The organism is Sodalis sp. (in: enterobacteria) (assembly GCF_051710625.1).
In the GTDB taxonomy this organism is placed as follows: Bacteria; Pseudomonadota; Gammaproteobacteria; order Enterobacterales; family Enterobacteriaceae; genus JBPESN01.
In genome coordinates this window covers 1-3,270 of record NZ_JBPESN010000117.1, presented here as the reverse complement: position 1 = coordinate 3,270, position 3,270 = coordinate 1, and the positions used below count along the sequence as shown (strand labels likewise).

The 3,270-nt window shown below is 55.0% G+C and carries 1 protein-coding gene and 3 pseudogenes; 2 read left to right on the top strand and 2 right to left on the bottom strand.

The window, feature by feature from the left end; all coding sequences use genetic code 11:
• Positions 1–426 (top strand): annotated as a pseudogene (locus ACTBDU_RS16275) (IS3 family transposase); the annotation flags it as partial.
• A 25-nt stretch (positions 427–451) separates the two neighbouring features.
• On the opposite strand, the gene rplY reads toward ACTBDU_RS16275, so the two are convergent.
• Positions 452–742, bottom strand: coding sequence for a 50S ribosomal protein L25 (rplY, locus tag ACTBDU_RS16270; RefSeq protein WP_438807198.1), 291 nt, complete (start codon positions 740–742; stop codon positions 452–454).
• Positions 743–867: 125 nt separating this feature from the next.
• A pseudogene (locus ACTBDU_RS16265) lies at positions 868–2,458 on the bottom strand (DEAD/DEAH box helicase family protein).
• 268 nt (positions 2,459–2,726) lie between these two features.
• On the opposite strand from ACTBDU_RS16265, the pseudogene ACTBDU_RS16260 reads away from it, so the two are divergent.
• A pseudogene (locus tag ACTBDU_RS16260) lies at positions 2,727–3,270 on the top strand (IS3 family transposase); the annotation flags it as partial.

The following is a 3,270-nucleotide window of genomic DNA, read 5'->3' as shown; positions in this document are numbered from 1 at the left end:
GCATACCTTGCGGTTGTTCTTGATCTGTTCGCGAGGAAACCGGTGGGCTGGGCTATGTCGTTCTCCCCGGACAGCAGACTGACCATCAAAGCACTGGAAATGGCATGGGAAACGCGTGGTAAACCAGGCGGAGTGATGTTCCACAGCGATCAGGGTAGTCACTATACGAGCAGGTAGTTCCGACAGTTGCTATGGCGTTACCGGATTAAACAAAGCATGAGTCGGTGTGGTAACTGTTGGGATAACAGTCCGATGGAGCGGTTCTTCCGCAGCCTGAAGACAGAATGGGTGCCGACAAAGGGTTACAATAGCTTCAGCGAAGTAGCTCATAAAATTACCGACTATATCGTGGGATATTACAGTGCACTCAGGCCGCATGAATATAACGGTGCGTTGCCACCAAACGAATCAGAAAATAGACACTGAAAAAACGCTAACGCGGTGGCCAGTTTTAGTTGGCCACTACAAAATCGATATGGATCAGTTTCGGTTTGAACGGATGACGTTGCACCGCCTGTACCTTCACTTTGCTTTCTTTACCGTCGATCACCAGGGCCAGAATGTCGGTGTAAAAACCTTCTTTGGTCTGGGTGTTCAGAGTGATATCGTGATCCAGCGCGATGGCGACCGGCGCTTCGGTGCCGCCGTAAACGATAGCCGGAAACTTGTTCGCAAGCCGCAGGCGGCGGCTTGCATTCTTGCCCTGGTCTTTACGAATTACGGCGTTAATAATAGTTAACATAATTTTTCTCAAAACCCGAAATTGAACTTGCTACAGGCGACCCAGCAGCAGGCAGCATAAACATGCTTGCCAGTAAGCGGGCAGAATTTTACCGGAATTACCGGCGCGGAGCAAACGAAATCTGGTCAGCCGCGTAATTCATGGGCGCGGCGCAAGCGGCCCTGGTAGTCGAAGACTTTTTCGCGCACCTGCCAAAAATGGCCGCGCCGGGAAGCAACCACAAAATCCGGCGCCCGTAACTTGTCCGCTGCCGCTTCGATGTCCTTCGCCCGCCCCCAAGTAAACACCATCCTTGGGGGGCGCAGGTGCAACGGTAGAAACCAAAGCGCAAACAGCCGCCGCTGCGTCGGTGTATGCAGTCGGTAGTGCTCGCTCGCCGACGTCGGCGATGTCGTTCTGCGCGCCGCAGTCGGCGCACAGTTTAAAGCGAAAGCGGTAGTCGCATTGCTGGCGCGCGCCCCGTTCGTCTTCATGCCAGCCCTGGCAACGACGGCCGTAATTCTCAATCACCTCGCCGTCGCTCGTCGTTTTGCCCCAAAACAGATTGCCAAAACCGCAGGCGGGACAGAAAACCTGTAGCGGCGGGCTCTGCCCGTCCGGTTTTGCCTGCCCGACTTCCGGCGAGTAGAGATTGTGCCCGTTGCCGGCATAATCCAGGATGAGACATGCGGTTTTGCCGGGATAAAGCCGCAACCCGCGGCCGACGATCTGCTGGTACAGGCTCACCGAGGTTGTAGGGCGCAAGATGGCGATAACGTCAACGTGGGGCGCCTCGAAACCGGTGGTAAGCACCGCGACGTTGACCAGGTAATGCAGGCGCCGCGCGCGGAAGGCGGCAATCAGACTTTCGCGCTCCACGGCCGGGGTCGCGGCGCTGACGAGCGGCGCCTGATCCGACGGCAGCAGGCCGAGAATTTTGCCGGCGTGCTCAACAGTGGCGGCAAAGATCATCACGCCCTGTCTGGCGGCGTCGTAATCACGGATTTGCGCGACAATCAGCGGTGTGATGCGCCGCTGGCGCTGCAATTCACCGTTAAGCGCTTTTTCCGGGTAGTCGCCCAGCGCGTTGGGAAAAAGGCGGCTGAAATCATAATGGCGCACCGGCATATCTAACCGCTCAGGCGGCACCAGATAGCGGTGCTTCACCATATAATGCAGCGGTAATTCAAAAATGCAGTCGCGAAAGAAGCACTCCTCATCGCCGCGCACCATACCGTGGTAATGAAAATGATATATCCATCCCTTTCCCAGCCGGTAAGGTGTTGCGGTAAGGCTGAGAATACGCAGCCCGGGCGTGACATCGCGCAGATGGCGGATCACCTGCTGATATTGGGTGTCGTCGTCATCGCCCAGGCGGTGGCACTCATCAATGATCAGCAGCGAAAACGGGGTGGTAAAGGCTGAAAGATTGCGCGCTACCGACCGTACGCTGCCGAACACCACTTTGCCGGCGCTGTCGCGTAACTTCAGGCCGGCGGCGAAGATAGTCGCTTCCAGCCCCAGGGCGCGGTATTTCTGTTCATTTTGCGCCATCAGCTCTTTTACGTGCGCCAGCACCAGAACACGGCCACGCGCCAGGCGGGCCAGCTCGGCGATGAGCAGGTTTTTGCCGGCGCCGGTTGGCAAGACGATAAGCGCCGGCGTGCTGTGACGGCGGAAATGATCGACGGTAGCCGTCACTGCTTCACGTTGATAGGGGCGCCGCGTCAATGCCATCAGGGTCGCACCCTCGTCAGTGGGATAAAATCGGGGAAAATAAACGTGATAATGGCTGTCTTCCTAATGAATTAGGATGAATGCTAATAATTCAAGTGGATGCCTGCTAGGCGCGGCGGGCAAGCCCCGGTATACTCATCGTATAAACTGTAGTGGCACACTGAATTTGGCCACCTGAACAGAGGTGATATGCTCACCTTAGAACAACACGGGTGCACCAATGAAAAGGAAAAATTTTAGTCCTGAATTCAAACGCTAATCCGCTCAACTGGTTATCGACCAAAATTACACCGCCGTGCCAGCAGCAAAAGCCATGGACGTCGGCCTTTCTACGATAACGAAATGGGTAAAACAACTGCGTGATGAGCGACAGGGGAAAACGCCAAAAGCCTCTCCCATAACCCCGAAACAAATCGAAATACATGAGCTCAAGAAGAAGGTACAACGCATTGAAATAGAAAACAAAATATTAAAAAAGGCTACAGCGCTCTTGATGTCAGACTCCCTGAACAGTTCTCGTTAATTGGGAAAATCAGAGCGCATTATCCTGTGGCCACACTCTGCCACGTGTTCAGGGTTCATCGCAGCAGTTACAAATACTGGAAAAGTCGTTCTGACAGGCCAGACGGCAGGCGAACGGTATTTGCGCAGTCAGGTTCATGAACTGCACAATATCAGCCATGGTGCCGCTGGCGCGAGAAGTATCGCCATCATGGCAACCCAGAGAGGCTTCCGGATGGGGCGCTGGCTCGCAAGCACAGGCTCATAAAAAAGCTGGGGTTGGTCAGTTGTCAGCAGCCGACGCACAGGTA

What these genes read in the sequence shown, in the direction of transcription:
- rplY (WP_438807198.1), bottom strand. Translation starts at nt 742, where the DNA reads ATGTTAACTATTATTAACGCCGTAATTCGTAAAGACCAGGGCAAGAAT.